Raw genomic sequence first — 24,855 nt, forward strand, 5'->3', positions numbered from 1 at the left:
CGTTACACCGTTGAAATGATCAGGCCGGGCTCTGCTCGGCCTCGATCGCCGGTACACTGATGTCTGGCCGGGTGAAATCGCCCTTCTCGTTCATCACCCACAACTCGCCGGTCGAGATATCGAACCAGGCGCCGTGAATGTCGAGTTCTCCCTTTTCCGTGAGATTGCGGACGAAGGGGAAGGTCTGCAGATTGGCGATCGAATTGCGGATCGACACCCGTTCGAGCGCTGTCTGACGCTCGCTCTGGGTCATCAGGTCGTTGCTCTGGATCTGCGTGGCCGCAGGCCTGACCAAACCCATCCACTTGCCGATGAAATCCCCCTCCGACAGCGGCTTCATGGAAGCGTCGAGCGCTGCCTGGATACCGCCGCAGCGGCCGTGGCCCATGACGACGATATTGCGGATCTCGAGCACCTGCACCGCGTATTCGACCGCAGCCGATGTCCCGTGAAACTGGCTGTCGGGCTCGTAGCGCGGTACCATGTTGGCGACGTTGCGGACCACGAAGAGTTCTCCCGGACCGCAGTCGAAGATCGTCTCGGGCGCCGCGCGACTGTCGCAACAAGCAACCAGGAGCGTATGCGGCTTCTGGCCGGTATCGGCGAGCGCGCGGTAGCGCTCCCGCTCGTCGCTGTAGCGACCACTCATGAAGTTACGGTAGCCCGAAAGCAGTTTTTCTGGAAATTCGCTCATGGCTCACGATTATCGTGCAGCCAGACGAGAATCAACGGCCATTGTGTGGATGCGCATGCTCTTTGAGCTTACGGCTTGCGCCTCTTAAGGGGATGCACGAGCCGGCGCATCTGGACCATCGCCATCGGCGTCGAGAGGCTGGCGGCATCCATTTCCAGCGTCAGCTCGTTGGCCCCGCGCTTTACCGAACGCGCCAGCACTTCGAACACGCTGGCAGTCGTTGTTTGCAGGGCTTTCTCTTCATCCATGCCGGACATGACGCGGGCGAGAAAAACCGCCGAGAGCAGGTCTCCGAGCCCGTTCGGGGCGTGGTCGATCAGCCGGTGTTCAGCCAGCAGCGCATGATTGCCGGTGAGATAGAGATTGCCTGTACTGCCTGTCATCATCGGCACCGCCGAGGTCACCAGCATCCGCGGCGGCCCAAGCGCGATCGCTGCCTCCATGATCGCATTGTTGTCATCGAGCGGTGCACCCGAGAGCCAGGCAAGCTCGTATCGGTTCGGCGTGGCGATGGTGGCAAGCGGCAGAAGCTCGTCGCGGATCGCTTCGGCTGTCGGCTGCGGGATATAGAGCCCGCCGAGATCGCCCATCACGGGATCGCAGACATAGATAAGGTCCGGGTTGTTTCTCCGCAGCGCCTCGATCAGTCGTGCCACGGCGCGCGGCTGCGCGGCATTTCCGAAATACCCGGTCAGCACCGCCTTCACTTCGCCGAGCCATGGCGCCCGGATGAGATCGTCTATAGCCTTGTCGAAATCCGATTCGGGAAACGTCAGGCGCGTCGAAGGACCGTGCCCGGGATGCCAGGGCAGCACGACGGTCGGCATGGCCCAGACGGGATATCCCAGGGTCTCGAGCGCGAAGACGGCGGCCCGGTTACCGACCGAGCCACGGATCACATGGCTGGAAATGACGATGACCGCGCCTGAATTACCCTGCATGATGCTTGCTTTCGACGTTATCGAACCGTTGATCGGATCTCTGTGTCGGCATGTCAACAAGACGTGACACGCCTATGACAAATTCCAGCCGCAAGCACCGGTGAGACACCGCGGCAAAGCATAATGACATTGGCTGCGTTTTATCGCACGTTGAGAAAAAATTTAGGGAGAGACAGATGGCAGGCCGGCAAAACCCGAAGCGGGACAAGCAGATCGAGAAGGCGGGCAAGATTGCGGCCGCTTCCGGCATGGAGGACAATCTCGATCCCTTCCTGATCTTCAGCCGCGCCAGCAGTGACGATCTCGAAAACTACACGCCAGAAATGCTTGCCCTGTGCGCGGGACATGCCGCAAGACGGCTGAAAGCCTGGACGCGAATCAAGGCCGACATCACAATCGAAACCCTTGATGGTGTCGAGCCCGATGGAATGCCGGTTTCGATCATTACGGTGATTGATCGCAACATGCCGTTTCTATTCGATTCGGTCATGGGTGAAGTGACGACGGCCTATCGCGACCTCACGATGGCCGTCCATCCGATCCTCGTCATCGAACCGGGCAAGCAGCCGACGCTTCACTCGAGCGAGCGACCCGGCGACCCGGCCCATCACGTCAGCCTGATCCAGATCCATGTGCCCCAGCTCAACGACGAGCAAGCCGACGGGCTGGTCGAGCGAATCCGCTATGTTCTTAACCAGGTGCACCAGGCCATCACCGGCTGGTCCGCGATGCTCGGCGTTCTCAAAGACGCCCAGGCCCAACTCGTCAACGCGAAAAAAGGCAAGAAGGCCGATGCCGACGAGGCGTATGCTTTTCTCGACTGGCTCAGGAACGACAATTTCACCTTCCTCGGCATGCGCGAATACACCTATTCGGGCAAGGGCGCCGATGCCAAGGTGGAGCGCGGCAAGGGCAGGGGCCTCGGCATCCTGTCCGATCCGGATGTGCTCGTGCTGCGACAGGGCAAGGATCAGGTCACGACGACGCCAGAAATCCTCGAATTCCTCGACGGCCCGGATTTCCTCATCGTCGCCAAGGCCAACGTCAAATCCGTCGTGCACCGTCGCGCCTATATGGATTACGTCGGGGTGAAGCGCTTCGATGAAAAGGGCAATGTGGTCGGAGAACTGCGCATCGTCGGCCTGTTCACGTCCACGGCCTACACGCAGTCCGTCCGCGACGTGCCGCTGCTGCGCGCAAAGATCGCCCGTATTGAAAAGAATTTCGGGTTCGATCCGGAAAGCCATTCGGGCCGCATGCTCGAAAACACGCTGGAATCCTACCCGCGCGACGACCTTTTCCAGATCGATCTCGACGTGCTCTCAAGCTTCTGCGAACAGATCATGGAGCTGAGCGAGCGCCCGCGCGTGCGCGTGCTGCCGCGTATCGACCATTTCGACCGTTTCGTCTCTGTTATCGTCTATGTGCCGCGCGAGGATTATAACTCGATCGTCCGCGAAAAGGTCGGCGCGTATCTCTGCGAAATCTTCGACGGCCACGTTTCGGCCTATTACCCGGCCTTTCCGGAAGCCCGCGTTGCCCGCGTCCACATGATTATCGGCCGCAGCGGCGGCAAGACGCCGCGCGTCGCGCAGGCAAAGCTTGAGGAGGCCGTGCGCCTTATCGCGACGCCGTGGGAAGACAGGTTCGCATTGCTTGCGGAAGACGGCCCCCGCCTTTCCGTCACCCGCGCTTTCCAGGAAGCGTTCTCTCCGGAAGAAACCTTTGCCGACCTGCCCGATATTGCCGCCTGCGCTGCCGGCGAGACCATCCGCATCGACTTCTACCGGCGCCCCGGTGACGATGCGAACACCGTTTCGCTAAAGATCTTCCACCGCGACCAGCATCTTTCCCTGTCGCGCCGCGTGCCGCTTCTCGAAAATCTCGGCTTTCACGTGGTCAGCGAGCAGACATTCGAAATCCACGCCGGCCCGCAGGCGGACCTCATCGTCCTGCACGACATGGAACTGCAGCTCGACGGTGCCCGCGAGATCGATCTAGCGCGTGAGGGACAGCGGCTCGAAGACGCATTCCTCAGGGCGTTCGAGGGACTGATCGACAATGACGGCTTCAACCGCCTCGTTCTGCTCGCCGGCCTTTCCGCCCGCGAAGTGACCGTGCTGCGCGCCTATGCGCGCTATCTGCGCCAGGCCGGCATCGTCTACTCGCAGACCTACATCGCCGATACGCTCAACAAGTATCCGGAAATCTCCGCCTTCGTCTTCCGCCTGTTCCGCGACGGGTTCGATCCGAAAATTGCCGAAAAGGCCCGTGTCAGGAAGCTGACCGAGCTGCACGAGACGATCGAGCAAGCGCTCGGCAACGTACCGAACCTCGACGAGGACCGCACGCTTCGCCGCTTCGTCAACGCGATCGACGCAACGCTTCGCACCAACTATTTCCAGGTGGACGAGAACGGCGGCGCAAAGCCGATGCTGGCGTTCAAGCTTGATCCTGACATGCTCGACGGCCTGCCGGAACCGCGCCCGTACCGCGAGATCTTCGTCTACGGCACCGAAGTCGAAGGTGTTCACCTGCGCTTCGGCAAGGTCGCACGAGGCGGCATCCGCTGGTCGGACCGCGGCGAGGATTATCGCACTGAAGTGCTGGGCCTCGTGAAGGCGCAGCAGGTGAAGAACGCCGTCATCGTTCCCGTCGGCGCCAAGGGCGGCTTCTTCCCGAAGATGCTTCCCGCCGCCGCCGCGCGCGACGCCTTCTTCAACGCCGGCAAGGAAGCCTACAAGACCTATATCCGCACGCTTCTCTCCGTCACCGACAACATCATCGACGGAGAGGTGGTCCCGCCCGAAAACACGCTGCGCATCGATGAGGACGATCCTTACTTTGTCGTCGCTGCCGATAAGGGAACGGCAACCTTCTCCGACACCGCCAACGGACTGGCGCAGGAAGCCGGCTTCTGGCTGGATGACGCCTTCGCATCGGGTGGATCGGCCGGTTACGACCACAAGAAGATGGGGATCACCGCCCGCGGCGCCTGGGAAGCGGTCAAGCGGCATTTCCGCGAAAAGGACATCGACATCCAGACGACGCCGTTCTCCGTCGCCGGCGTCGGCGACATGTCGGGCGACGTGTTCGGCAACGGCATGCTTCTGTCGGAAAAGATCCGCCTGATCGCCGCCTTCGACCACCGCGACATCTTTATCGATCCGGATCCGGATATCGAAAAATCCTTCGCAGAGCGCAGCCGCATGTTCGCCCTTGCCCGCTCCAGCTGGCAGGATTACGACCGCTCGACGATGTCGGAAGGCGCGATGATCATTTCGCGCACGGAAAAATCCGTGAAGCTGACCAAGCAGGCGGCGGCGGCAATCGGCCTCGACAAGTTGACGGCTTCGCCCTTCGAGATCCTGACGGCGATCCTGAAAAGCAAGGTCGACCTTCTCTGGTTCGGCGGCATCGGCACCTATATCAAGGCCGCATCCGAAACCGACACCGAAGTGGGCGACCGCGCCAATGACCCGATCCGCATCACGGCCGGCGAAGTCGGTGCCAGCGTCATCGGCGAGGGCGCCAATCTCGGCGTGACCCAGAAGGGCCGCATTGCCTATTCGCTGGCCGGCGGGCGCTGCAATTCCGACGCGATCGACAATTCCGCAGGCGTCAATTCGTCCGACGTCGAGGTCAATATCAAGATCGCGCTCAACCCGGCCATGCAGGACGGCAGGCTGACCCGCGCCAAGCGCAACACGCTGCTCGCCTCCATGACGGAAGACGTGGGTCATCTCGTCTTGCGCAACAACTACCTGCAACCACTGGCGATTTCGCTCGTCGAGCGCAAGGGTGCCGCCAATCGCGAGCAGCTCGCCCGCCTGATGTCGGTCCTCGAAAGCGAAGGGCGGCTGAACCGCAAGGTCGAGACTCTGCCCGACGATGCCGAACTTGCCGAGCGCTATGCCAGCGGCCGGCCGCTGACACGACCGGAGATCGGCGTGCTCGTCTCCTACTCGAAGATCGTCCTGTTCGACGCCCTGATCGACAGCACTATCCCAGACGACCCGTATTTCGCATCCGTGCTGAAAGCCTATTTCCCGGCGAAGATGCAGAAGGCTTATGCCGCCGATATTGCCGGCCACCGCCTGCACCGCGAAATCGTCGCGACGGCGCTTGCAAACGAAGCCATCAACCGCGGCGGGCCGGGCTTTATCCACATGATGAGCGACATGACGGGGGCCACCGCGGCCAATGTCGTGAAGGCACTCTTCCTCGTTCGCGATGGCTTCGACCTGGAGAATATCTGGGCCGAAATCGACCAGCTGGATGGCAAGATCTCGGGCCGGGTTCAGAATGATCTCTATGCCCAGGTTACCCGCATCATCGGCATCGGTACCTATCTCGCACTCCAGACGCAGATCGGCACGACGGAGCTGACCGAGGCCATCGCCAGGCTCAGGGCCGCAATCAAGGGGCTGCGCGCCACCGTGACCGACGATATCATCGCCGAAACCGGCCCGCTTGCCGCAGAACTTGAGGCGGAGGGTGCGCCGTCCGGTCTCGTGAAAGAGATACGCCTGCTATCGGCCCTCGTCATCGTGCCGGAGATCATGCGGATTGCCGACCGGACCGGCGAAAGCATGGCGCGCGCCATCGAGAGCTATTTCGCCGTCACCGAGACGTTCCGCGTCAACCGGCTGATCGTGGCCGGCGAGCGGATTGGCACAAGCGACCATTACGAAAGCCTGGCACTGTCGCGCAGCCTGCAACAGCTCGCATCGGCCCGCCGTGACATCGTCATTGCCGTCTTGACCGAGCACCGCAAGGACAAGAAGCCGGTGGAAGCCTGGATCGCTGGCGATCGACTGCGCGTCAACCGCATCGGCGCCGAACTGATGAGCCTCAGCGAAAGCGGCGATCTGACGCTCTCGAAGATTTCCGTCGCCGCCGGTCTGCTGGGAGATCTGGCACACGCACGGTCGGCTTGAGGGCAGGGGCTTCGGGGAAAAGAAGATGGCCGAGACAGGACTTGACGAGGCGCCGGCTAAACCAGGCCGGCGCGGCATCTGGGGCTGGATGCTGTTCGACTGGGCGGCACAGCCGTTCTTCACGGTTGTCATCACCTTCATCTTCGGCCCGTATTTCGTCGCGCGCCTCACCGACGACCCGATCTCCGCCCAGACCACCTGGAGCAACATGGCGACGGCATCCTCCGTCGTCATCGCCATCCTGTCTCCGATCCTGGGCTCGATCGCCGATCAGTCGGGTGCCAGAAAACCATGGATCGCAAGCTTTGCACTGATCAAGGTCGCAAGCCTCGTCCTGCTGTGGCAGGCCGCTCCGGGCTCGCCGCTCACCCTGCCGGTTACCTGCATCATCCTTGCCTCGATCGCGGCGGAGTTTTCCATCGTCTTCAACGATTCCATGATGCCGCGCCTCGTATCCAAGGCCGATATCGGCAAGGTTTCGAACATCGCCTGGGGTCTGGGTTATCTCGGCGGCATGACCGTGCTGATCGCGGTCGTCGCGCTGCTTGCCGCCAATCCGGAAACGGGTCTGACGCTCCTCGGCATTCCGCCGCTCTTCGGGCTTGATCCGGCGCTCGGCGAGGACGCGCGCATCACCGGCCCGATCGCGGCGATCTGGTATCTTCTATTCATCCTGCCGATGTTCTTCTTCACGCCGGACGCCCCGAAAGGCCTGCCTCTCGCAAAGGCCGTCGGCTCCGGCTTCCGCGAACTTGCAGGCACGCTGCGTGAACTTAAGCATCGCCCCGACATCGTCCGCTTCCTGATTGCCCGCATGCTCTACCAGGATGGCGTCAACGGCCTCATCATTCTCGGCGGCACGTTTGCGGCGGCCATGTTCGGCTGGGCGACCATCGAGATCGGCATCTACGGCATCATCCTGAATGTCGTGGCGATCTTTGGCTGCATTGCGGCCGGGCATCTCGACCGGGTGCTCGGATCAAAGACGGTGGTGGTCACAAGTCTTGTCCTGCTGCTGATCGCAACCGTCGGCATCGTTTCCACCAGCCCGGGCGAGGTCTTCTTCGGCCTGATGCCGCTTTCCATGGAGGATTCAGGCGGTATGTTCGGCACCGCGGCGGAAAAGGCCTATATCCTGTTCGGGCTTCTGATCGGTGCCGCCTTCGGCCCCGTCCAGGCCTCGTCGCGTTCATACCTTGCCCGCAGCATCGATGTGTCGGAGGCCGGCCGCTATTTCGGCATTTATGCGCTGTCTGGACGCGCCACGAGCTTTCTCGCCACGCTGTCGTTTTCCATCGTTACCTATGCAACGGGCTCTGCCCATCTCGGCATGGCGACGCTGACAGTCTTTCTCGGCACCGGCCTGATCCTGCTTCTGACCGTGCCCTATCCGGCCGACAGATCGGCCGGATAGAAGGTTCTCAACCTAGATTAGTGCCGGAAGTGACGCATGCCGGTAAACACCATCGCCACACCATGCTCGTCGGCGGCCGCAATCACTTCTGCATCGCGCATCGAGCCGCCGGGCTGGATGACCGCAGTTGCGCCGGCAGCGATCGCCGAAAGCAGACCGTCGGCAAACGGGAAGAAGGCTTCAGATGCGACCGCTGACCCCTTCGTCATCGGCTCGGCCCAGCCCATGGCCTTCGCCGCATCTTCAGCCTTGAGCCCGGCGATACGGGCGGAATCGATCCGGCTCATCTGGCCGGCGCCGATACCTGCCGTCTGGCCGTCCTTGGCATAGACGATGGCGTTGGACTTGACGTGCTTTGCCACCTTGTAGGCAAACTTCATGTCTTCAAGCTCGGTCGGCGTCGGTGCGCGCTTGGTCACGACCTTCAGATCGACATCCTCGATGACACCGCTGTCGCGGCTCTGCACCAGAAGGCCGCCGGCAACGGTCTTTGCCGTAATGCCGCGCGAACGCGGGTCCGGCAGGCCGCCGGTCACCAGCAGGCGCAGGTTCTTCTTGGACGCGATGATCGCCTTTGCCTCGTCGGAAACCTCGGGCGCGATGATCACTTCGGTAAACAGCTTGACGATCTCTTCCGCCGTCTCGGCATCGAGCAGCTGGTTGAGCGCGATGATGCCGCCGAAAGCTGATGTGCTGTCGCAGGCCAGCGCCCGCAGATAGGCGTCCTTCAGCGTCGAGCCGGTTGCGACGCCGCAGGGGTTGGCGTGCTTGATGATGGCACAAGCCGGTCCCTGGTCGGCCGCAAATTCGCCGATCAGCTCGAAGGCGCCATCGGTGTCGTTGATGTTGTTGTAGGAGAGCTGCTTGCCCTGCAGCAGCGTCGCGGTGGCAACGCCCGGGCGGTTCTCGCCGGTCACGTAGAAGCCGGCGCTCTGGTGCGGGTTCTCGCCGTAGCGCATGGCTTCCTTCAGCACGCCGCCGATCGTCCGGTAGCTCGGCGTTTCGATCTCGAGCGCTTCGGCGAACCAGTTGGAGATCGCCGTGTCATAGGCTGCGGTGCGGGCATAGGCCTTGGCGGCAAGCTTCTGGCGGAATGCATAGTCCGTCTCGCCGCCATTGGCCTGCAGCGCTTCTATCAGGGCAGGGTAGTCGGAGGGATCGGTGACGATCGTGACATAGGCATGGTTCTTGGCGGACGCACGGATCATCGCCGGGCCGCCGATATCGATATTCTCGACCGTCGTCGGATAGTCGCCGCCTGCCGCGCGCACTTCCTCGAATGGATAGAGATTGATGACCGAAAGATCGATGCTCTCGATGCCGTGTTTCTGCATCGCCGCGACATGCTCCTCGTCGTCGCGGATGGCGAGAAGGCCACCATGCACGGTCGGATGCAGCGTCTTGACGCGACCGTCCATGATCTCAGGAAAGCCCGTGACTTCGGAGACGTCGGTGACGGCAAGACCCGCGGCGGCGATCGCCTTGTGCGTGCCACCGGTGGACAAGAGCTTCACACCCTGCTCGGTCAGCGCTTTCGCGAGCTCGATGATGCCGGCCTTGTCGGACACGGAAAGAAGCGCTGTGCGGATCTTGACGCGGTCGGGCGCTGGGATTTTCTTGGATGCGACGGCCATCGGTCTCTCCTGAAAGAGGGTGCCCAAAAGGGCGAAAAGGGATTGGCCGCCGGTTAGCACAGCTACCCCTTCAGGGAAACCCTATTCCAACCAGGGCTAATCGGCGCGCCGCAGCATCCAGCGGATTTCGGTGACCTCTGGCAGGGTAAATTCGATCGCCAGCTGCTGGCTCGGGCGAGGGCCGGAAACATCTGCAAAGAAGATGTCCTCGTCGATCATGACCTCGAGACCCGGCGCCGAAAACAGCCATTTCTCGCCATCACTCGCCTGCATCACGACGCTTTCCGGGTCGCGCCGCACCAGCCGAATGGCCGGGTGGATGTGAAAGCGAACCACAGCCACCAGTCTCTCGTCTCCCGGCTCCTCGCCATCCGGCACGAACAGCCGGTCATGGCCCTTGATCTTGTTGCCGGTCGTGTTGAGGCCGATCTCGCGATGGTAGAGATAGCCGAACTCCTTGAGATACCCGTCATGGGTCGCCCGCAGCCAGTCGTTGCCATGCGCATCGTCACGTCGGTCGATGGTGACATCCGAAACGCCGGGAAGCAGGATGGGGCCGGCAAGCTTCGACTTGGCGATCCGGCTCGATGACGTCTCCGACAGCGTCAGCGTCGAATGTGCCGCTGTCGAGCGCGCCATCTTGCGGTGGCCGCGCCCGGAAAATTTAGGTGAGCCCGAGTTGACGATAAACCTGTTGCGGCCCGACGAGAGCTCGAAGGCGAGGCAACCCGCATGCGCCGTGCGCGAGAATTCCGGCTCCGACCAGCCCGTATCGACGATCAGCGTCGTGTCTTCGGCTGTCAGCCGGTGATAGTTCATATGCGGCAGCGCCTTGAACGGCTTGCCACCGCTTTCGTCATACCGCAGCACCGACATCAGCTCGCTTGCCGGTGTCGCCGTCGCACCGTTGAACAGCGCCAGATCACCATCCTGGTGCCGGAAGAAGCGTAGCGCCGGATAGATCCGGTCGATCGTCGGGATCAGCTTTTGCGGCAGATCATGGCCGAGATTGATATAGGTCTGCCGCAGCGGCAGAAGGTCGAGCAGCGCATCGAGCATCGAGCGCGGATTGCGCGAGAGATGGCCGCCATCGGCCAGAATCTGGAATTCCAGTTCACGGTCGAGCCGCGCACCTTCGCGACGGATGAAGGCCGCCCGTGTGGGCATGGAAACCGACGCCATGGCGAGCGCGATGCGGATGCGAAGCCGGGTCTCGTCGGCGGGAATGCAGCCGGCGATCTTGCGCAGGTAGCGAACCTGAAACGCCAGGCTCTTCATGAAGCGGCGGTAGAAGCCGGCCTCCGCGCCCTGCAATAGGACGGTCGAGTGGGACAGCCATGCGACCACGCGCTCGGCCACCACGTTCGGTTCCCAGCCGATGCCCCTCTGGCGACGGCCATGCAGCGTGATCCAGTCCGCCACCACGTCACGGGCGTGGTCGCAGGCTTCTTCTGTCTTGTTGGCACGAACATGCCGCAGCCAGGCAAACGAATGCAGCCGCTCGGCAAAGGCCTTGGACGGAAGCTCGACCTGAAACGGCGAATGACCGAAGGTTTCGAGAACGCGACCGGCCAGCGGATAGCGCCCTTCGAGAATCTCTTCGGCAATGAACGGATCGATCGATCGCAGGTCGGTGGGCGCCACGATCAACCTGTCCGGCACCGGCAGCGGTGTCAGAGCAAGGCGCATGCCGGCGGACCGGCGACACATGCGTCGCCAGATCTCCCGCATGCCGAAGGCAAGAATCCTTCGGCGATCGGCAAGCCGCATCGTCACTTGAGATATTCTCCGCAGGGCCGGGTGCTCTCCCCGAGCGCCCGGAATCGATTATGGATCAACCGAAACTATGTAAGGTTATAGTGAATAAAGACTTACCTGACGCGGAGCACGCTCGCGAAGAAGCCATCCATGCCACCGGCAAAGGTCTCATCCCCCGGCAGCATGGCCGGCGTGGTCCGGAATTCACCGAGATCTGAAATCGCGGATTCCAGACCCGGCCAATCGCTCGGGCTGACCGGCTGCCGTTCCAGTGTCGGCGTATCCGCCAGAACCTTGGCCACCAGCTTTTCGCCCTCTAGCGGATCGAGCGAGCAGTTCGAAAACACAATGAGTCCGCCCGGTTTTACCAGCGTCACCGCGTGCCGCAGCATGCGTTCCTGCAGCACGGCAAGCTTGCCGATATCCTCGGGACCCTTGGTCCAGAGCACATCGGGATGGCGGCGGGTGGTGCCGGTGGACGAGCAGGGTGCATCGAGCAGCACGCCATCGAGCAACTCGTCCGGCTTGAATTCGAACAGATCGCCGCTCGAAAGCTCCGCTTCGAGACCGAGCCGTGCCAGGTTTTCCTTCAGCCGCGCCAGCCGGTTGGCGGATTGCTCGACGGCAATCACGTGCGCGCCGGCCACAACCAGCTGCGCCGTCTTGCCGCCGGGCGCCGCACAGAGATCCGCGATACGCTTGCCCGTGAGGTCACCGAACAACTGTGCCGGAATGGATGCGGCAACGTCCTGCACCCACCATTCACCGTCCTCGAAACCCTCGAGACCGGTCACGGATCCCTGGAAAGCCTGCAGGCGGATGCTGCCTGTTGGCAACAGCTTGCCGCCGAGCTTTTCGGCCCAGCCCTTGGCATCGCTCTTTACCGTCAGATCGATGGCGGCCGGCGTCAGCTGCGCTTCGGCAATCTTGTCGGCCTCGGTCTCGCCGTAGGCGGCAACCAGACGCTTGCGGAACCAATCCGGTACCGGCGACACCGAAGCGGTGGCCGCGAGGATCTCTTCCTTTTCGCGCACCATGCGGCGCAGAACGGCATTCACCAGCTTGGCAAAGCGACGGTTGCGCGGATCGCGATTGGCCTGCTCGACGGCCAAGTCGACCGCCGCATGCGAGGGGACGTCGAGATGGAGGATCTGCGCGGCCGCAACCACCAGAACATGATGCAGGGATTTTGCCCCGTGCGGCAGCGGCGTATCGATCATGGACGAAATCGCCGCTTCGAGCCGGGTCAGATGGCGAAGGGCGGTGGTCAGGATGGCGCGCGTCAGGGCCCGGTCAGCATCGCCCAATGCCTTGTAGGCCGGGTTGCCGTGGGACAGGTCGAGCATGCCATCGAGCGAAATCTTCTTGTCGATGGCCGCCGACAAAAGCTTGGCCGCTGTCACGCGGACTTCGAGCCCCGGCTTTGCCGGTCCGGCGTCTGGGCGAGAGCCTGGCGCATGGGATGTCGGGTTTTCCCGCGCGCCAGTTGATCTGGAAGGCTTGTTGTTTTTCTTGTCGTTCAAGACCATGGACCCTTGGGCGGTTCGTTCGAACTGCGGCCCCACCGGCTGTCGGAGCCGGAATTCGGAACGGAGCGCGCGCTTCGCTGCGGTCTAGCAGCCGAAGACTGCCCCGTCGAGCCACCGCCGCCGATGTCCCCCCGGAACTCACCAGCCATCTGCTGAAGTGCTGCGATCCGGTTGTCCGTATTCGGATGGGTCGAGAACAGGTTATCCATCCGCTCGCCCGAAAGCGGGTTGATAATGAACATATGCGCCGTCGCCGGGTTGCGCTCCGCCTCGTAATTCGGAACCTGCCGCGCCGTGCCGGCGATCTTGGAGAGTGCGGAAGCCAGCGCCAGCGGCTTGCCGCAGATCTCGGCGCCGCGACGGTCGGCCGAATATTCGCGCGTCCTGCTGATCGCCATCTGCACCAGCATTGCCGCAAAGGGCGCAACGACCATGGCAACAATCACGCCGATAAAACCGAACGGATTGCTGTTGTTTCCGCGATTTCCGCCGAACAGAAACGCAAAGTTGCCGAGCATGGAAATCGCACCGGCGAGCGTCGCGGTGATCGTCATGATCAGCGTGTCGCGGTTTTGCACATGCGCCAGCTCATGCGCCATGACGCCTGCCACTTCGTCATGCGTCAGGCTTTGCAACAGACCGGTGGAGGCGGCAACGGCTGCATTTTCAGGATTGCGGCCGGTCGCAAACGCATTCGGCTGCGGGTTGTCGTAAATATAGACCTTCGGCATCGGCAGACCGGCATTGGCCGCGAGAGATTGCACCATCAGGTAAAATTCCGGCGCCGACTGCGCATTCACTTCCTGCGCATGATAGGCCGACAGCACCATCTTGTCGGAGTTCCAGTAGGAAAACAGGTTCATGCCGGCCGCGATCACAAGCGCGATCATCATCCCGCCCTTGCCGCCGATGAGGAAGCCGATGCCCATGAACAAGGCCGTCATGAAGGCCAGAAGCATGGCGGTGCGCATCACATTCATCGTCATATCTCCCGTTGCCAATTCAACCCGTGTGAGGGTTTTCGAAATCTTCAGAACGCCCTATAATGTGGTGAATTCGCTCAGACTTTCAATAAACCATCCGGTGAATGAAATGCAGACGCCCGACAACGACAATAGCGAAACGCAGATCGAGACCGCAGCGCCAAGCAAACCGCTCTCGCCCGCTGCCCAGCGCGCGCTGAAGGAAGCCGAGGAGCGCCGACAGGCAGCGGCAAAGACGACCACGCCGGAAGAATTCGGCGGCCGCGGTGGCGCCGATCCCGCCCGCTTCGGCGACTGGGAAATCAACGGCCGCGCGATCGATTTCTAAGCGGCGAAGCCGTAAGCAAATATTCCTATTGACTTCAGCCAATGATCGGAATTTATTCCTTTCATGGTCAGATATCTCGTGCTCATTGCTGTTTTCCTCGGAGCCCATGCGGCTGAGGCTGTAGCGCGCGAGGAAATCTCCGGACCGGTTGCTGCCGAGATCCTGCGCGTCATCGATGGCGACACGATCCTGGTCGCGGCCCGTCCCTGGCCACAGCAGACGGTGGAGGTCTATGTCCGCATCCGCGGCATCGATGCGCCGGAGCTCAAATCGAAGTGCAATTCCGTCCGACAGGCCGGTGGCAATGCACGCCAAGCGCTGGAGGCACTGACGCAGGCGTCCGGCACGATCCAGCTCGTCAACATTTCCGGAGACAAATATTTCGGCCGCATCGTCGCTGACGTCGTGCTGCCCGATGGCCGCAGCGCCGGCTCGGACCTGCTTCTGGCCGGATTGGTTCAACCCTATGACGGCGGGCGCAAAATGGTGCCGGTCTGTAGTGACTGAGCCTGTATTGGCCGCTTGGACTAATACGCAGATATTCGTTTGACGGCGGAGAAATGTGTGGGATGCCATCGCTGACATCCCACGCGAGTTATCGGGTCAGTCCGCTCTGTTCTGGCGGTTGGCGATCAGATCGTCCACCACGCCTGGATCGGCGAGGGTCGACGTATCTCCCAGCGCGCCGAAATCGTCCTCGGCAATCTTGCGCAGAATGCGTCGCATGATCTTGCCGGATCGGGTCTTGGGCAGGCCGGGAGAGAACTGGATCTTGTCCGGTGCCGCGATCGGGCCGATCTCCTGGCGCACATGCTTGACCAGTTGCTGGCGAAGCTCTTCCGTGCCCTCGTTGCCGGCCATCAGCGTCACGTAGCAGTAGATACCCTGGCCCTTGATGTTGTGCGGATAGCCGACCACGGCCGCTTCCGACACGAGGTTGTGGGACACCAGCGCCGATTCCACTTCCGCCGTGCCGAGACGATGGCCGGAGACGTTGAGCACGTCGTCGACGCGGCCGGTGATCCAGTAATAGCCATCCTCGTCGCGCCGGCAGCCGTCGCCGGTAAAGTACTTGCCCTTGTAGGTGGTGAAATACGCCTCGACGAAGCGGTCATGATCGCCGTAGAGCGTGCGCATCTGGCCCGGCCAGCTGTCGATGATGCAGAGATTGCCGTCGGCAGCCCCTTCCAGGACATTGCCTTCGTTATCCACCAGCTGCGGCTGCACGCCGAAAAACGGTTTCGTCGCCGAACCCGGCTTGAGCGCTGTGGCACCCGGGAGCGGGGTGATCATGTGGCCGCCGGTCTCCGTCTGCCACCAGGTATCGACGATCGGGCAGCGCTTGTTTCCGACCACTTCGTGGTACCAGTTCCAGGCTTCCGGATTGATCGGCTCGCCGACCGTTCCCAGCAAGCGCAGGCTGGCCCGCGACGACCGCGTCACGAACTCGTCGCCGGCCCCCATCAGCGAACGGATGGCTGTCGGCGCCGTGTAGAAGATGTTGACCTTGTGCTTGTCCACAATTTCCCAGAACCGGCCCTGATCGGGGAAATTCGGCACGCCTTCGAACATCAGCGTTGTCGCACAGTTCGCGAGCGGCCCGTAGACCAGGTAGGAATGCCCGGTCACCCAGCCCACATCGGCCGTGCACCAGTAGACGTCGCCATCATGGTAGTCGAACGTGTATTCATGCGTCATCGCCGCATAGACGAGATAGCCGCCGGTTGTGTGCAGAACGCCCTTCGGCTTGCCGGTGGAACCGGACGTGTAGAGAATGAACAGCGGGTCTTCCGCCTTCATCTTCACCGGTTCGCAATGCTCTTTCACGGTGGCGATTTCCTGGTGATACCAGAGGTCGCGGCCGGGCGCCCAGTTCGTCTTGCCGCCGGTACGGCGGACGACCAGAACCTTGTTGACCGTGACATACTGCTTGGCTGCGATGCGGATAGCGGTATCGGTATTTTCCTTGAGCGGCACCGGTTTGCCGCCGCGCACGCCCTCGTCGCAGGTGATCACGAATGTCGACTGGCAGTCGATGATGCGGCCGGCCAGCGCTTCCGGCGAAAATCCGCCGAACACGACCGAATGAACCGCGCCGATCCGGGCGCAGGCCAGCATAGCATAGGCTGCCTCCGGGATCATCGGCATGTAGATCGTCACCCGGTCGCCCTTCTTGACGCCGTGCTTCTTCAGCACGTTCGCCATGCGGCACACCTGATCGTAGAGCTGGTTATAGGTGATCTTCTTGTCGATATACGGGTTATCGCCTTCCCAGATGATCGCAGTGCGCTCGCCATGCGTCTTCAGGTGTCGATCGATGCAATTATAGGAAACGTTGGTCTGGCCATCCTCGAACCATTTGATCGAGACCTTTCCCTTGAACGACGTGTTTTTCACCTTGGTGAAAGGCTTGAACCAGTCGATCCGCTTGCCATGCTTGCCCCAGAACTTGTCCGGGTTTTCAATGCTTTCCTCATACCACTTGTCATACTTGTCCTTGTCGATGAGCGCCTTTGCCTTGGTGGCTTTTTCGACCGGATAGATTTTTTCGGACATGTGCTCCTCCCTGCTTTGACCCATATCTAACACTTGGAACATGGGCCGCAATTAGACAAAGGGTAAGGTGCTGGACGATTTGCAATTCCGACGCAAATCGAATATAGGGCAATAAATTCCCGGAAATTGTGGTTGATACCCACGCCCGCGACACCGGCGCGGACGGACAGAGGAACTATATCTATGGCTCAAACACTGCTCATGCCGAAAGCGACAGCCGTCTGGCTCGTCGACAACACCGCGCTTTCGTTCGACCAGATCGCCCAGTTCTGCAAACTTCACCCACTTGAGGTGAAGGCGATTGCAGACGGCGAAGCAGCGCAGGGTATCAAGGGCCTCGACCCGATCGCCACCGGCCAGCTGTCGCGCGACGAGATCGAGCGCGCTGAAAAAGACATCAACTACAAGCTCAAGCTTTCCGAGCCGAAGGTTCGCGTTCCCGAATCCAAGCGCCGCGGCCCGCGTTACACGCCGGTCTCCAAGCGCCAGGATCGCCCCAACGCCATTCTCTGGCTGGTGCGCAATCACGCAGAACTGAAGGACGCGCAGATTTCGCGCCTCGTCGGCACCACCAAGTCGACCATCGAACAGATCCGCGAGCGCACCCACTGGAACGCCGCAAACCTGGCGCCGATGGACCCGGTCACGCTCGGCCTTTGCAGCCAGATCGATCTCGACCTTGAAGTCGAGAAGGCCTCGAAGGGTCGCCCGCTGCCCACCGCTGCCGAACTCGGTGCATCCCTGCAGCCGGCTGCAGAAGCCGAAAACATCGGCTTCGGCGGTTTCCGCAGCGAACGCGAAGAAGAGAAGGAAAAGGAAATCGATGCGAACGCCGTGTTCGCCAAGCTTTCCTCCCTCAAGTCGACCCGCAAGGACGACGACGAAGAAGACGACGGCCGCTTCTAAGCCTTGATCTTCGAGATACGATTTTACGAAAGCCCTGGGCCACAGCCCGGGGCTTTTTATTTGGGCGCTCAGTCGCCAGCCTAGGTGTCGCCTGTGCGCGATACAGCCCGCATGCCCCCTCCATAGCCTTTCGCGGTGAGCGCGGCTGTCACCGCATCCAGTGCGCCCGGATCCTCGATCGTTGCCGGCATGGTCCAGGGCATCCCGTCCGCGATTTTCTGCATCGTTCCCCGCAGGATTTTGCCCGAGCGTGTCTTTGGCAGTTTCGGTACGATCATGACCGTCTTGAACGCGGCGACCGGGCCGATCTGCGAGCGCACCATTTCTGCGACTTCCGACGAGATCTTCTCCGTTTCCCGTGAAACATTATGCTTTAGGACAAGGAAGCCGCAGGGGATCTGCCCCTTCACCGTATCGCTGATGCCGATCACGGCGCATTCCGCCACATCAGGATGTTTCGCACAGACCTCTTCCATCGAGCCGGTCGAAAGGCGATGCCCGGCGCAGTTGATGATGTCATCCGTGCGCGCCATCACGAAGACGTAGCCGTCCTCGTCGATCACGCCTGCATCTGCGGTCGTATAGTACCCTGGGAAGGTGCTGAGACAGGTCTCGCGGAAACGCTCATCTGCGCTCCAGAAGGTCGGCAGGCATCCGGGCGGCAGCGGCAGCCGGATGGCGAGATTGCCGAGCGTGCCCGCCGGCACCGGCATTCCGGCATCATCGAGAACATCGATGGCGTAGCCGGGCATCGGTCGCGTCGGAGATCCGTGCTTGAACGGCATCAACCCCAGCCCCATCGGATTGGCAGCGATCGGCCAGCCGGTCTCGGTCTGCCACCAGTGGTCGATGACGGGCACTTTCAGTTTCTGCTCCGCCCATTTCAGCGTTTCCGGATCCGCCCTTTCGCCCGCCAGAAAAAGAGCACGCAGACCCTTGAGATCGTAATGCGCCATGAGTTCGCCGTCTGGGTCTTCGCGGCGGATAGCGCGGAACGCCGTTGGCGCCGTGAAGAAGACCTTGACGTCATGGTCGGCGATGACGCGCCAGAAGGTCCCTGCATCCGGTGTTCCGACGGGCTTTCCCTCGAAGATGACGCTGGTATTGCCGGAAAGCAGCGGCGCGTAAACGATATAGGAGTGACCGACCACCCAGCCGATATCGGACGCGGTCCAGAACACCTCGCCCGGCTTGATCCCAAAAATATTCGGCATACTCCAGGCGAGCGCCACCATGTAACCGCCGTTGTCGCGCACCACGCCCTTTGGCTTTCCCGTCGTACCGGATGTGTAGAGAATGTAGAGCGGATCGGTTGATTTGACCGCCACGCAGTCGAGATCCCGCCCAAGCGCCTTGCCGACCAGATCGGCAAAGTCTAGCTCGCCCTTGTCATGTCTTAGCTGCGCTTCCAGTTCCGGCCGCTGCACGATGAGGCAATGCTCGGGCTTGACGGTCGCGAGGTCGATCGCCTTGTCGAGCAACGGCTTGTAGGCGACGACCCGACCGGGCTCCAGTCCGCAGCTCGCCGAGATCACCAGTTTTGCCTGTGAGTCGTTCAGCCGGGCTGCCAGTTCCTGTGCCGCGAAACCGCCGAACACCACGGAATGCACAGCGCCGATCCGCGCGCAGGCGAGCATCGAAAAGATCGCTTCCGGCACCATCGGCATGTAGATGACGACCCGGTCGCCGTAACCGACGCCGAGATCGCGCATGACAGTTGCAATCGCCTTCACCTCCGCCAGAACCTCGGCATAGGTGAAGGACCGTTGCGCACCGGTCATCGCGCTGTCGTGGATGAAGGCGAGCCGATCGCCGTTGCCTGCCGCGACGTGGCGGTCGAGGCAATTGTAGCAGGTGTTGGTTTCACCCCCCACGAACCACCGACCATAGACACCGGCATTGGCATCAAAGACCGCGTCCGGTTCTTTGAACCAGTCGATCGCCTCTGACGCGGACTTCCAGAAGGCCTCTGGGTTGTTTTCCCAGCTGCTGTAAACGTCGAAATATTGGCTTTGCATCTGTACCTCCCAACACAACCGCATAGCCTGATCGGGCGAGTGTAGGGGAGGGACGATCGGGCGGGAAGCCCGACCAACGGGTTAGACTTCAGCGCGCGCCGAAGATTGCCGAACCGACTCGCACGCTGGTGGCGCCAAATTCCACCGCCGTCTCGAAATCGCCGGACATGCCCATGGAAAGCTTCTCCACGCGGCATTCTTTGGCAAGCTTGGCCAGCAGCGCGAAATGCGGTCCCGGATTTTCATCCGCCGGCGGAATGCACATCAGCCCTTCGACGGCGAGCCCCAGTTCGTTTCGGCAAAGCGCGACGAACGCCGCCGTCTCTTTCGGCTCGATGCCGGCCTTTTGCGGTTCAAGCCCGGTATTCACCTGCACATAGAGCTTCGGCGACTTGCCCTGCTTGGCCATTTCGTCTGCCAGGGCTCGTGCAATCTTCTCGCGGTCCACCGTCTCGATCACGTCGAACAGAGCCACCGCATCGGCCGCCTTGTTGGATTGCAGCGGACCGATCAGATGCAGCGTGATACCCGGCGTCTCCGCCTTGAGCTCCGGCCACTTGCCCTGGCTCTCCTGCACCCGGTTTTCGCCGAACACACGCTGGCCGGCTGCAATCACCGGCCGGATATCACCGGCATCGAATGTCTTGGAGACCGCGACGAGCGAGACAGAGCCCGCGGAGCGATTGGCCGTCTCTTCCGCCTTGCCGATCCTTGTCCTGACTTCCTGGAGCCGTTGTTCGACGCTCATTGTCCGTCACCTTTCGCTATTCTTGTGATGCAAGCGATTAAAGCCCATATGAGGCTCTGCCAAGGGCATGTCCCATCAAAGTTTGGCACGTGTCAGGCCTCAAAAACTTGACGCTTGCGGCCATTCATGGTGAAGGTCTGCCCGACTCCTATATCCTGATTTCCCGGAATATCATCCAGATGGCGACTGAACGTTACAACCCGCGCGATGCCGAGCCCCGTTGGCAGCAGACCTGGAACGAGGCGAAGGTTTTCGAAACCGACAATGCCGATCCGCGGGAAAAGTATTACGTCCTCGAGATGTTCCCCTATCCATCCGGCCGCATTCACATGGGCCACGTGCGCAATTATGCGATGGGTGACGTTGTCGCCCGCTACAAGCGCGCCCGCGGCTTCAACGTTCTGCACCCGATGGGCTGGGACGCGTTCGGCATGCCGGCAGAAAACGCCGCGCGTGACAACAAGACCCACCCGAAGGCCTGGACCTACCAGAACATCGAATCCATGAAAAAGCAGCTGAAGGCGATGGGCCTTTCGCTGGACTGGTCGCGCGAGTTCGCCACCTGCGACGTGGAATATTACCAGCAGCAGCAGCACCTCTTCCTCGACATGATGGAAAAGGGCCTGGTCTATCGCAAGCAATCCAAGGTCAACTGGGATCCGGTCGACCAGACGGTTCTGGCTAACGAGCAGGTGATCGACGGTCGCGGCTGGCGTTCGGGCGCGCTGGTCGAGCAGCGCGAGCTCGTGCAGTGGTTCTTCAAGATCACCGATTTCAGTCAGGATCTGCTCGACGAGCTGGATAACCTGGACCAGTGGCCTGAAAAGGTCCGCCTGATGCAGAAAAACTGGATCGGCCGCTCGGAAGGCATGAGCCTGCGCTGGGAAATCGTCACGGACACCGCACCTGTCGGCGTCGACAAGGACGTGACGGTCTATACGACCCGTCCCGATACGCTGTTCGGCGCATCGTTCCTGGCCATCGCTGCAGACCATCCGCTGGCGAAGGCCGCGGCTGCGAACAACCCTGAGATCGAAGCCTTCGCCGAGGAATGCCGCCGTCAGGGCACATCCCTTGCTGCGCTGGAAACGGCCGAGAAAAAGGGCATAGACACCGGCGTCCGCGTAAGGCATCCGCTCGACCCTTCTTGGGAACTGCCGGTCTATGTCGCGAACTTCGTGCTGATGGAATACGGCACAGGCGCCATCTTCGGCTGCCCGGCCGGCGACCAGCGCGACCTGGATTTCGCCCGCAAATACGATCTGCCGGTCGTTGCCGTCGTGATGCCCGAGGATGGCGATGCCGCGACGTTCGAGATCGGCGACACCGCCTTCGTCGACGATGGCGTGATGATCAATTCCCGCTTCCTGGACGGCAAGAGCACCGACGAAGCGTTTCAGATCATTGCCGACAAGCTGTCCGAACAGACGCTGGGCAATGCACCGCAGGGCGAGCGCAAGGTGAACTTCCGCCTGCGCGACTGGGGTATTTCCCGCCAGCGCTACTGGGGTTGCCCAATCCCTGTCATCCATTGCGAAGTCTGCGGCGTCGTGCCGGTGCCGAAGAAGGACCTGCCGGTGCAGTTGCCCGACGACGTCACCTTCGACCTGCCGGGCAACCCGCTCGATCGCCACCCGACCTGGCGCCATGTCAGCTGCCCGAAATGCGGCCACGATGCCCGCCGCGAGACGGATACGATGGATACGTTTGTCGATTCCAGCTGGTATTTCACACGCTTCACAGCCCCTTGGCTGAACGAGCCGACAAACCCGGCCGTTGCCGATCACTGGCTGCCGGTCGATCAGTATATCGGCGGCATCGAGCACGCCATCCTGCATCTGCTCTATTCGCGCTTCTTCACCCGTGCCATGCGCGAGACCGGCCATGTGGCCGTGAAGGAACCGTTCAAGGGCCTGTTCACGCAAGGCATGGTCGTGCATGAAACCTACCGTCTCGGCGAGTCCGGCCAAAACGGTGAATGGGTCGCCCCCGCCGATATCCGTATCGAGGAAATCGACGGCAAGCGTACCGCGACGCTGCTGACAAGCGGCGCCGGCGTCACCATCGGCTCGATCGAAAAAATGTCGAAGTCGAAAAAGAATGTCGTCGATCCCGATGACATCATCGCATCCTACGGCGCCGATACGGCCCGCTTCTTCGTTCTGTCCGATAGTCCGCCGGATCGCGACGTGATCTGGTCGGAAGCGGGTGTCGAAGGTGCCTACCGCTTTACCCAGCGCCTGTGGCGCCTGATTTCTGAAGCCGCCGAAAACCTCAAAATGGTTGATCCGACTCCGGCTAAGGATGGCGATGGACTGGCAATCTCGCAGCTGGCCCACAAGACGCTGCAGGCCGTTCAGGGCGATCTCGACAAGCTGTCCTTCAACAAGGCCGTGGCCCGCATCTACGAACTGGTCAACGCGCTTGCAGCGCCGCTGACCGATGTTGCCGCCGGCAAGGGCGACGCCGCCTACCGTGCCGCTGTTCGCAACGCCTCGGAAATCCTGATCCAGATCGTCGCGCCAATGACGCCGCATCTGGCCGAGGAATGCTGGGCCGTGCTCGGCAATGGCGAGATGGTATCAACAACTGCATGGCCACAGTTCGACCAGGCTCTCGTGGTTGAAAATGACGTCACGATGCCGGTCCAGATCAACGGCAAGAAGCGCGCCGAATTGACAATCGCGCGCGACGCGGATCAAACTGCCGTCGAGGCTGCAGCCCTCGCACTCGACGTGGTAAAAGCCGCTCTCGGTGGCAAGCCACCGAAGAAGATCATCGTCGTCCCACAGAGGATCGTGAACATTGTTGCCTGATCGTTCATTCCGCCGCTTTGGCATCGCACTTGGCATCGCCGGCCTTGCCCTTCTGGCGGGATGCCAGGCACGGCCTCTCTATTCCGAACAGGAAGGCACCGGTCAGAAGCTCGCATCCGTGGAGTTTGCGGATCCGAAGACCCGTATCGAGCAGGTGATCCGCAACAATCTCGTCTTCCTCACCGGTCATGGTGCAGGCGAGACGGCGCATCCGCTCTACGAAGTGAAAATGACGGCCACGAGCTCCGCCTCGAGCATTCTCGACCTTACCAGCGACGATGACACCGTTTCTGTCAGCAACATCCCTGTTGCCGGCCGCGTTCAGGTGGATGTCACCTATACGCTGACCCGTATCAGCGACAGCAAGATCCTGAAATCGGCCAAGCGCGAAGTCGTCGCCTTGATCGATGTCCCGGGACAGAGCTTTGCAAAACTGCGGGCAATCCGCGACGCTGAAAACCGTGCTGCCCGCGAGACGGCCGAGTTCCTGCGTGGTGAGATCGCCATTGCCCTTGCCCGCGAGCCCCAGTCGCCTCCCGTATGGCAGAAATAAAATCCCACGAGTTCGACCGGTTTCTTGACAAGTCGGTCGGCCTCTACAAGATCTTCGTAATCTACGGGCCCGATCGCGGGCTCGTTTCCGAGCGGGCTGCGCAGATCGCAGCCAAGACCGGTGTCGCGCAGGACGACCCATTCGCGATGCTCAAGCTTGATGTATCCGATCTCCAGGGAGATCCCGGCCGTCTCCTTGATGAGGTCAACTCACTCGGCCTTTTCGGAGGCGCCAAATTGGTCTGGCTCCGTGGCGCAATGAACGAGAAGCCGCTGCTGGATGCCATGCAGGCGCTCGCCAAGGATGAGCCTCCCGCCAATATCTTGATCGTCGAGGCTGGTGACCTGAAGAAGGGCAGCGGCCTTCGCAAGGTGGTGGAGCCGGTCCGCTCCATCGCCGTCATTCCCTGCTATGCGGACGATGCACGGGCCCTTGCTGGCCTGATCGATACCGAACTGTCGGCCGAAGGCCTCACCATCAGCGGCGCTGCCCGCCAGCGCCTGATGGAGCTTCTCGGCGGCGATCGAATCGCATCCCGCAACGAAGTGAAGAAGCTGGCGCTCTATTGTCGCGGTGCGGGGACTGTTACCGAAGATCACGTCGATGAAATCATCGGCGATGCGAGCAGCGTCTCCGCGGACGAGGCCGTCGACGCCATTCTCTCCGGAGACGTGGCGTCTCTTCAGCGCGCTTTCCAGAAGGTGCTTGTATCCAAAACGCCGATCTTCCTGATCCTGCAATCCTGCCTCAGACAGTTCCAGTTGCTGGATGTGATGCGGGCGGAAATGGACGACAAGAAGCTGCAGGCCGCACAGGTCATGATGACGCTCGGTCGGCATATCCACTTCAAGCGCAAGCCGATTATCGAAAAGGCGCTGCGATCCTGGACCGCGCCGGCACTTGCCCGGGAAACCGAGCGCCTGCAGGCGGCCGTCCTTCAGTCCCGGCAAAGACAAAGTCTCGAGCCCAGCATCGCCTTCCACAGCCTGATGGCAATCGCGATACAGTCGTCGCGATATCGCTGATGACGATCTGGG

General features: G+C 61.5%; 17 protein-coding genes. 8 read left to right on the forward strand and 9 right to left on the reverse strand.

Translation table 11 applies throughout. The features are described 5' to 3' along the window. Window positions 1-19 precede the first annotated feature (19 nt). Window positions 20-694 (reverse strand): carbonic anhydrase, encoded by a 675-nt coding sequence (locus BLW69_RS21345; RefSeq protein ID WP_062462828.1) that lies wholly within the window; start codon window positions 692-694, stop codon window positions 20-22. Between the two features lie 68 nt (window positions 695-762). Beyond that, complete coding sequence (gene pdxY, locus BLW69_RS21350) at window positions 763-1,638, reverse strand: pyridoxal kinase PdxY (RefSeq protein WP_092665260.1); 876 nt, start codon at window positions 1,636-1,638, stop codon at window positions 763-765. Window positions 1,639-1,811: 173 nt separating this feature from the next. Between pdxY and BLW69_RS21355 the strand changes: the two genes are divergently transcribed. Both BLW69_RS21355 and BLW69_RS21360 read left to right on the forward strand, forming a co-directional pair. Continuing rightward, a complete protein-coding gene (locus tag BLW69_RS21355) occupies window positions 1,812-6,575 on the forward strand; it encodes an NAD-glutamate dehydrogenase (protein ID WP_092665130.1) in 4,764 nt (1,587 codons plus the stop codon). Window positions 6,576-6,600: 25 nt separating this feature from the next. Further along, window positions 6,601-7,989 carry an MFS transporter gene (locus tag BLW69_RS21360; protein ID WP_092665133.1) on the forward strand — a complete coding sequence of 463 codons (1,389 nt, stop codon included), beginning with the start codon at window positions 6,601-6,603 and terminating at the stop codon, window positions 7,987-7,989. A gap of 17 nt (window positions 7,990-8,006) precedes the next feature. On the opposite strand, the gene purH is transcribed toward BLW69_RS21360, so the two are convergent. From purH to htpX, 4 genes are all read right to left on the reverse strand, one after another. Continuing rightward, window positions 8,007-9,623: a bifunctional phosphoribosylaminoimidazolecarboxamide formyltransferase/IMP cyclohydrolase gene (gene purH / locus BLW69_RS21365; RefSeq protein ID WP_092665136.1), complete on the reverse strand. Its 1,617-nt coding sequence runs from the start codon at window positions 9,621-9,623 to the stop codon at window positions 8,007-8,009. Window positions 9,624-9,719: 96 nt separating this feature from the next. Beyond that, window positions 9,720-11,393, reverse strand: a complete 1,674-nt coding sequence (locus BLW69_RS21370) for a heparinase II/III family protein (RefSeq protein ID WP_092665139.1) — start codon at window positions 11,391-11,393, stop codon at window positions 9,720-9,722. A gap of 101 nt (window positions 11,394-11,494) precedes the next feature. Then, on the reverse strand, window positions 11,495-12,910 hold the full coding sequence (locus BLW69_RS21375; protein ID WP_092665141.1) for an RsmB/NOP family class I SAM-dependent RNA methyltransferase: 1,416 nt from the start codon (window positions 12,908-12,910) through the stop codon (window positions 11,495-11,497). Continuing rightward, on the reverse strand, window positions 12,901-13,890 hold the full coding sequence (gene htpX, locus BLW69_RS21380; protein WP_062463049.1) for a zinc metalloprotease HtpX: 990 nt from the start codon (window positions 13,888-13,890) through the stop codon (window positions 12,901-12,903). The genes BLW69_RS21375 and htpX overlap by 10 nt, the downstream gene beginning before the upstream one ends. A 112-nt stretch (window positions 13,891-14,002) precedes the next feature. Here htpX and BLW69_RS21385 point away from each other — a divergent pair, with 112 nt between their 5' ends. Both BLW69_RS21385 and BLW69_RS21390 read left to right on the forward strand, forming a co-directional pair. Beyond that, entirely contained in the window at window positions 14,003-14,221 is a 219-nt protein-coding gene (locus tag BLW69_RS21385) for a DUF1674 domain-containing protein (protein WP_092665144.1), read from the forward strand. A 63-nt stretch (window positions 14,222-14,284) separates the two neighbouring features. After that, window positions 14,285-14,728, forward strand: a complete 444-nt coding sequence (locus BLW69_RS21390) for a thermonuclease family protein (RefSeq protein WP_092665147.1) — start codon at window positions 14,285-14,287, stop codon at window positions 14,726-14,728. 96 nt (window positions 14,729-14,824) lie between these two features. Here BLW69_RS21390 and acs read toward each other — a convergent pair whose 3' ends face one another. Further along, a complete protein-coding gene (gene acs, locus BLW69_RS21395) occupies window positions 14,825-16,777 on the reverse strand; it encodes an acetate--CoA ligase (protein ID WP_092665149.1) in 1,953 nt (650 codons plus the stop codon). Window positions 16,778-16,960: 183 nt separating this feature from the next. Between acs and BLW69_RS21400 the strand changes: the two genes are divergently transcribed. Then, entirely contained in the window at window positions 16,961-17,683 is a 723-nt protein-coding gene (locus tag BLW69_RS21400) for a DUF1013 domain-containing protein (protein WP_062462856.1), read from the forward strand. Between the two features lie 80 nt (window positions 17,684-17,763). On the opposite strand, the gene BLW69_RS21405 is transcribed toward BLW69_RS21400, so the two are convergent. Together BLW69_RS21405 and BLW69_RS21410 are read right to left on the reverse strand one after the other, a co-directional pair. Then, window positions 17,764-19,701 carry a propionyl-CoA synthetase gene (locus BLW69_RS21405; RefSeq protein WP_092665152.1) on the reverse strand — a complete coding sequence of 646 codons (1,938 nt, stop codon included), beginning with the start codon at window positions 19,699-19,701 and terminating at the stop codon, window positions 17,764-17,766. Between the two features lie 88 nt (window positions 19,702-19,789). Continuing rightward, window positions 19,790-20,449 carry a YggS family pyridoxal phosphate-dependent enzyme gene (locus BLW69_RS21410; protein WP_092665155.1) on the reverse strand — a complete coding sequence of 220 codons (660 nt, stop codon included), beginning with the start codon at window positions 20,447-20,449 and terminating at the stop codon, window positions 19,790-19,792. A gap of 179 nt (window positions 20,450-20,628) precedes the next feature. On the opposite strand from BLW69_RS21410, the gene leuS reads away from it, so the two are divergent. The 3 genes from leuS to holA are packed head-to-tail and all read left to right on the forward strand — an operon-like array spanning window position 20,629 to window position 24,843. Beyond that, window positions 20,629-23,265 (forward strand): leucine--tRNA ligase, encoded by a 2,637-nt coding sequence (gene leuS, locus BLW69_RS21415; protein WP_092665263.1) that lies wholly within the window; start codon window positions 20,629-20,631, stop codon window positions 23,263-23,265. Beyond that, complete coding sequence (locus tag BLW69_RS21420; RefSeq protein WP_092665158.1) at window positions 23,255-23,818, forward strand: hypothetical protein; 564 nt, start codon at window positions 23,255-23,257, stop codon at window positions 23,816-23,818. The genes leuS and BLW69_RS21420 overlap by 11 nt, the downstream gene beginning before the upstream one ends. Then, the gene (gene holA / locus BLW69_RS21425) at window positions 23,806-24,843 is read left to right on the forward strand and encodes a DNA polymerase III subunit delta (RefSeq protein WP_092665161.1); all 1,038 of its coding nucleotides are present in this window, start codon (window positions 23,806-23,808) and stop codon (window positions 24,841-24,843) included. The genes BLW69_RS21420 and holA overlap by 13 nt, the downstream gene beginning before the upstream one ends. Window positions 24,844-24,855: the final 12 nt, after the last annotated feature.

Source organism: Rhizobium sp. NFR12 (genome assembly GCF_900108545.1).
GTDB classification, from domain to species: Bacteria; Pseudomonadota; Alphaproteobacteria; order Rhizobiales; family Rhizobiaceae; genus Neorhizobium; species Neorhizobium soli.